Raw genomic sequence first — 6355 nt, forward strand, 5'->3', positions numbered from 1 at the left:
CTCCACCACACCGGCTGGGAACTACAGATGAAGAGCGGCCGACCCCGAGCCGTCCCACCACCCGACACCCCACCCCCACCCAACACCCGCTACCCATAGCCAACGAACCGCCGACCAGCCGCCCCACCACCCGGGAGCGGCCCACCGGCACGCCCGCTTGGGAGTGCTCCAGCCGGCCGGAGGCAGCGGCCCGCAGCGGATCGCCGACGGAGGCAAGCAGGCTGTCGTGATCGGTGCCGACCACGCTGCCCCCACCTTGGATCGGATGTCGAAGAAGTGATCAACTGTCAGCCCCGCTGGCCGCCATGCCCTGACGGGTAGTTGGGTATCGGGGCTTTCGTCGTTTCGTTGATCGTTTATTCCATCACGGGAATGATTCGTGTTGCCTCATGGACGTGCTCAGACGGAGCCCGTAGCGTCAGAAGCGGGCACTGCTATTGGTGCGCTGCACACAGCCGGGCACAGGAGCAGGCGGCAGAACTGGGCATGCCCCGTGCGGCAGTCGACCACGGGGAGATGCTGGCCGACCATATCGAGCGGGACCGTCGGGGCGAGCGTGTGCAACTTTCCAGCCCGCCCGGATCAAGGACGGCACTCGGATGGTCGGCATCTCCGACGACAAGGATCAAAACGCGCCCGTGCTGGCTTTCTCCCGCCTCGAGTTCACCATCTTCGCCGACCCGCTACCCCAAGGCCGGGTAGGTCGCTGTTCCCTCAGCGAGCGGAACCTGCGCGTGAACTCCCGCCTCAGCCCAGCCAGCCGGGCCGGACCAGGCCGGACTCGTAGGCGAGGACGACGAGTTGGGCGCGGTCGCGCGCGCCCAGCTTGACCATGGTCCGGCTGACGTGGGTCTTCGCCGTCAGCGGGCTGACGACCAGGCGGCCCGCGATCTCCTCGTTGGAGAGGCCGAGGCCGACCAGGGCCAGTACCTCGCGTTCGCGGTCGGTGAGGCGGGAGAGGGACGCGGGCTGTTCCGGCTCCTTGGAGCGGGCGGCGAACTCGGCGATCAGGCGGCGGGTGACGCCCGGTGAGAGGAGGCCGTCGCCCGCGTGGGCGGCGCGGACGGCGCGGACGAGTTCAGCCGGTTCGGTGTCCTTCACCAGGAAGCCCGCCGCACCCGAGCGCAGCGCCTCGAAGACGTACTCGTCCATCTCGAAGGTGGTCAGCACCACCACCTTGACCTCGCTCAGCTTCGGGTCCGAGCAGATCTTCCGGGTGGCGGCAAGGCCGTCCAGCCGGGGCATGCGGATGTCCATCAGCACCACGTCCGGCGCCAGCTCGCGGGCGCGTTCGACGGCCTGGAGGCCGTCGTCGGCCTCTGCGACGACGGTGATGTCGGACTGGGCGTCGAGCAGCGCCTTGAACCCCGCCCGGACCAGCTGCTGGTCGTCGGCGAGCAGCACGCGGATCATGTCGTCTCCCAGGGGATCGTGACTCGTCGTGGTCATCGGCGCGCCGTCCATCCGTTCGCTGTCCATCCGTTCGCGAGCGGCAGTTCGGCGCGGACGGTGAAGCCGCCGCCGGGTGCCGGGCCTGCCTCGACGCTGCCGCCGAGCGCGCCCACGCGTTCGCGCATGCCCGCCAGCCCGCTGCCGCTGCCTCCCGCGCGGGCACCTCCGGTGGCGGAGGTCGGGCCCGGGTCGTGGACGGTCACCGTGAGGCGCTCCGCGCTGTCGTCCAGCAACACCTCAGCGGTCCGCGCGGACGAGTGGCGGATGACGTTGGTCAGCCCCTCCTGGACGATCCGGAAGGCCGCCAGCTCGATCCCGGCGGCCAGCGCGCGGCGCAGCCCGGTCCGGGTGACGGTGACCGTCAGCCCGGCCACGCCCGCCTGGCGGACCAGGTCGCCCAGGCGGGCCAGGTCGGGCGCGGGGCTGCGGTCGGCTGGCTCGCCGGAGCGGAGCGTGCCGAGGACCTGGCGCACTTCGCCGAGCGCCTGCTTGCTGGTGTCCCGGATCGTGGTCAGCGCCGTGCGCGCCTGCTCCGGGTCGTCGTCGATCAGCTCCAGCGCCACCCCGGCCTGGACGTTGATCAGGGAGATGCTGTGCGCGAGCACGTCGTGCAGCTCGCGGGCGATGCCGAGCCGCTGCTCGTCGGCGATCCGCGCCTCGCGTTCGGCGCGGGCCGCACGCCAGTGCTGGCGTTGCTCGATCCGCGTGCGCATCAGCTCCGCAGCGGCGACCAGCAGCAGCAGCCAGGCGAGCACCCCGAGCTCGACCGGCCAGCGCAGGGATCCGGTCGCGGCGTTGACGACCACATGGGCGAGGTAGAGCGCGCCCAGGCTGATCCACGCGGCCCGTCGCCGCCCGGCCAGCACAGCGCTGACGTAGCCGATGGCGACGCTGAGCACGATCGGCCCGTACGGATAGCCGAGCAACAGGTACAGCCCCGCCACCGCCGCCGTCCCGGCGCAGACCTGCAACGGCCAGCGCCGCCTCAGCAGGAGCAGGGCGGGGCCGGCCAGCAGAAGCACGACCGCCGGCGCCGGCAGCCCTTCGTGCCAGTTCCCGCCGTGCTGGTGCCCGGCCACGGCGCGGGTGCCGAGCACCTGGATGAACGCGACGACCAACGCCAGGGCGACGACCCGCCGCGCGCCGCGGTCGCGCCTGCCGCGCCGGCCCGGCCGACCGGGCCATCCCGGCCACCCCGGCCCGTCATCAGGCATCTCGGGGCCGGGCCCCTCGCGCCAACCGGATCTCATACGTGCACCGTAGGCCAGATCCCCCGCCCGTTGCGTCACCTCACTGAGGTGCCGGGACGTACTCCCAGGGCAGTACGTCCGGGCACCTCCGACCTGCCTACCTCCGGGTCAGGAAGTCGATGGTGCGGCGGGAGACGCCGAGCTCGCGGGTGAGGCGGGCGAAGGTGGTGTGGCCCTGGGTGACGCGGGCGAAGGCGCGCCAGGCCGGGCGGAAGGTGAGGACGGCGGCGTGGAAGGCCTGCGGGCGGCGCTCGAAGGCCGACAGCATGCGGCGGCCGACCCGCATCTCCTGGCCCAGGTCCGCGCGGATGTCGAAGGTGTAGCCCAGGCCCTCGCGGCGGACCTCGACGCCGTTCTTCGCGCCGGCGAGCTTCGCCGCCCACTTGCCGGCCAGGCGGCCGGAGCGGAGGGCGTAGGAGATGCCCTCGCGGGTCCACGGCTCCAGCAGGCCCGCCGCATCACCGGCGACCAGGACGCGGCCGCGCGAGAGCGGCGACTCGTCGGCGCGGCAGCGGGTCAGGTGGCCCGACTCGACGCTCGGGGTGAACCGGGCGAGGTCCAACTGGTCGATGAACGACGTGAGGTAGGCGCGGGTCTCCGCGCCCTTGCCGCGGGCCGCGATCACGCCGACGGTCAGGCTGTCGCCCTTGGGGAAGACCCAGCCGTACGATCCGGGCAGCGGGCCCCAGTCCAGCAGCACCCGGCCACGCCACTGCGCCGCGACGTCCGCCGGGACCGGGATCTCGGCCTCCAGGCCCAGGTCGACCTGGTCGAAGACGACGCCCACGTGCGCGCCGACCCGGCCCGCACTGCCGTCCGCGCCCACCACGGCACGGGCCTTGACGGTCCGTCCGTCCTGGATCGTGACCAGGGCGAGCCCGGCCTCGTGTTCCTCCGGCTGGGTGACGCCGGTGACGGTGACGCCGGTGACCAGCGTCGCGCCCGCCTTCTCGGCGGCCTGGACCAGGCCGTGGTCGAACTCGTCGCGGTTGATCAGGCCGAAGAGCATCCGCTTGGAACGCCGGGTGCGCTCGTAGCGGCCACCGAGCGTGAACGTGATCGCGTGGACGCGGTCCTTGAGCGGCAGGGTGAAGCCGGGCGGAAGCGCGTCGCGGGAGGGGCCGATGATGCCGCCCCCGCAGGTCTTGTAGCGGGGCGGGGCGGCCTTGTCGAGCAGCAGCACCCGGGTCGCCCCGGCCTCCGCCGCACCGTACGCGGCGGACGAGCCCGCCGGCCCCGCACCCACCACGACGACGTCCCAGACACCGCCCAGGTCGTCGGCGAGCGCCTCCGCGGCGTCGGTGACCTCCACGCCCAGAAGGGCTGGATCACCGCCGTCGAGCAGCTCGGTCGCTCCGGTGGTCAGATTCTCGTCGTTCTCGACGTTCTCATCGGCGCCGAGGCCCTGGTTCTCGCTCACGATCGGTCATATTACTGGCGCGTCCCCGCGCGGCGCGTGCCCGGTGAGCCGCTGGTGACCGCACGCAGGCCGGAGCCGACCGCCGCGGCGGCCACGACACCGACGGCCGCGCCCGCTCCGGCGCCGAAGCTGACCGACGCGACCAGGTCGTTCCCGCTGAGCGGTTCGGTCCCATGGGCACGGTCCCGGCGGAGCCGGTGCACCGCGCCGACGAGGGTGGCCGCACCGACCAGCGCCGTCGCCGCCGGGGACACCGAGGACCCCGCCTCGCGAACCGCGTCCTTCAACTGCGGTGTACGGCTCGCGGCGCGGCCCAGCACGACCAGGCCCGCCACGGACGAGACCCACTGCAACGCCTGGTAGACGGGCATCCGGCCGCCGATCCGGTGGCCGAGCGCCGGGATGTGACGCTCCCCGAAGCGCCCGTGATGGGTGAACTCGTCCCACGCCACATGGGTGAACGCGCCCACGGCCGCCGAGGCGGCGAACCACGCCGCGTCCTGCACGCAGTCGGCGGCGCACGGTTCCGCGATCCGCCCGGCGGGCTCGCGCCTGAGGCCGTACCAGGCCGCCGCGACCCCGGCGGCGATCGCCACGTTGAGCGTCGGCACCGCCCACGCACGGTGCGTCAGCCTCCCCACCGCGTACGCGCCGGGCAGCAGGCTGTCGACGAAGTACGGGACGTCCGGGGCGAGCGAGCCGGCGACCAGCCCGGAGGCGATCAGCGGCCCCTGCGGCCGGGCGGCGCGCAGCAGCGGAAGGACGGCGGCGGGGTGGCTGAAGGTGAACGGCACAGGATCATCCTGCCTGGTTCAGCCCGCCTGGTGCCGGTCCACCCGGTCCACGCGGTCCACCCGGTCGGCAAGGCGCGCGCGGTCCGAGCCGTCCGAACGGTCCAAGCGCTCGGCATGGTCCAAGCGGTCGGCATGGTCCGAATGGTCGGCATGGTCCGAATGGTCGGCATGGTCTGCGCCGGCCCCGCTGTCATCGCCGGTCCTGCGGTCCCCGCTGTCTGTGCGGTCTCCGGGCGCGCGCCCGGCCTCCAGGTAGAGCACCTCGCCCGACTCCCGGGCCGTGAGGGCGCCGCGCAGCCGGGCGAGCTTGTTCGGCGCGAGGTGGTCGGACGCGTCCGCCGCGCTGACGAAGCGCCACTGGCGTAGCTCCGCCGCCGGAAGGGTGATCCGGGCGCGGTCGGCGGCGGCGATCCGCCCGGCGTCGAACATCAGCCGCAGGCCGCCGGATCTAGGGCCACGGTGCGGCTCCCAGTCGACGGCGAGCAGGCGCAGGCTCTCCTCGGCCAGCTCCAGGCCGAGCTCCTCGAACGCCTCGCGGACGGCGGCGGCCGTCGGTGCCTCGCCGACCTCGACGACGCCGCCGGGGAACTCCCACCCGGCCTTGTAGACCGGGTCGACGAGCAGCACCCGGTCCTCCTCGTCGAAGAGCAGCACCGCGGCGGCGACCGTGTCCCCCGCTGCGATCGCGTCCTGCACGATCGGCACCCGCGCGGTGCCCGCGCGGAGCACGGCGAGGACCTGCTCGGCCGCCTGACCCGGCGTCAGTTCGGCGGTGTCCACGACGGCCGCGTCGCGGCGCAGCCAGGGCAGGGCAGCCGCATAGGCGTCGAGATGGGAGATCCGCCAGCGGCGGGCGCGGGTGTCGTCCTTGTCGGCCTCGATCCGGCTCCGCAGAACCGTTTCTTCGGCGTGCAGCACGATGTGGTGGACCTCCATCCGGCAGGAGGCGAGCGCGCCGAAGATCTCGTCGCGGTAGTCCTGGCGGTGCAGCGCCATCGGTACCAGCAGCGGGACGTCCTCGCCGAGCTGCGCCCGGAGCGCGGTGAGGGTGTCCGGGACCAGGCGTCGCCAGGCGACCAGGTCCTGGAAGTCCGTGTGACCGCGCCGCGCGTCGGCGGGCAGCAGGTCGCGCAGCAGCGCGCCGATGCCCTCGGGGTCGACGATGTGCGATCCGGGCAGCAGACGGTGCAGTTCGCGTACGGTCGTGGACTTGCCGGCGCCGAACGCGCCGTTGAGCCAGACGATCACAGGTCCCCCAGCGGAGAGGCAGCTGACCAGCCCGCATCGTACGACGGCCCCCGCGTCACCGGGTGGCGACGTGGGGGCCGTTCGTTTGTTTCAGTAACCGTGGGGGCTTGTTGGGGGTCAGCCCTTGCGGGTCTTGATCTCGTCGGTGAGCTGGGGCAGGACCTGGAAGAGGTCGCCGACGACGCCGTAGT

The 6355-nt window shown here is 73.2% G+C and carries 5 protein-coding genes; all 5 read right to left on the reverse strand.

The annotated features are described in order from the left end of the window. Nucleotides 1-747: 747 nt before the first annotated feature. The 5 genes from ABH940_RS36765 to ABH940_RS36785 all read right to left on the reverse strand — a co-directional run bounded on the left by ABH940_RS36765 (nt 748) and on the right by ABH940_RS36785 (nt 6164). Nucleotides 748-1413, reverse strand: coding sequence for a response regulator (locus ABH940_RS36765; RefSeq protein ID WP_370073028.1), 666 nt, complete (start codon nt 1411-1413; stop codon nt 748-750). Nucleotides 1414-1445: 32 nt separating this feature from the next. Then, the gene (locus ABH940_RS36770; protein ID WP_370107272.1) at nt 1446-2702 is read right to left on the reverse strand and encodes a sensor histidine kinase; all 1257 of its coding nucleotides are present in this window, start codon (nt 2700-2702) and stop codon (nt 1446-1448) included. Between the two features lie 97 nt (nt 2703-2799). Next, nucleotides 2800-4014, reverse strand: a complete 1215-nt coding sequence (locus ABH940_RS36775; protein WP_370107274.1) for a geranylgeranyl reductase family protein — start codon at nt 4012-4014, stop codon at nt 2800-2802. Nucleotides 4015-4133: 119 nt separating this feature from the next. Then, the gene (locus ABH940_RS36780; protein ID WP_370073026.1) at nt 4134-4916 is read right to left on the reverse strand and encodes a DUF4184 family protein; all 783 of its coding nucleotides are present in this window, start codon (nt 4914-4916) and stop codon (nt 4134-4136) included. Between the two features lie 18 nt (nt 4917-4934). Then, complete coding sequence (locus ABH940_RS36785; RefSeq protein WP_370107273.1) at nt 4935-6164, reverse strand: NUDIX domain-containing protein; 1230 nt, start codon at nt 6162-6164, stop codon at nt 4935-4937. Between the last annotated feature and the right edge of the window lie 191 nt (nt 6165-6355).

The sequence above is a fragment of the Streptacidiphilus sp. BW17 genome (genome assembly GCF_041262485.1).
Classification (GTDB): Bacteria; Actinomycetota; Actinomycetes; order Streptomycetales; family Streptomycetaceae; genus Streptacidiphilus.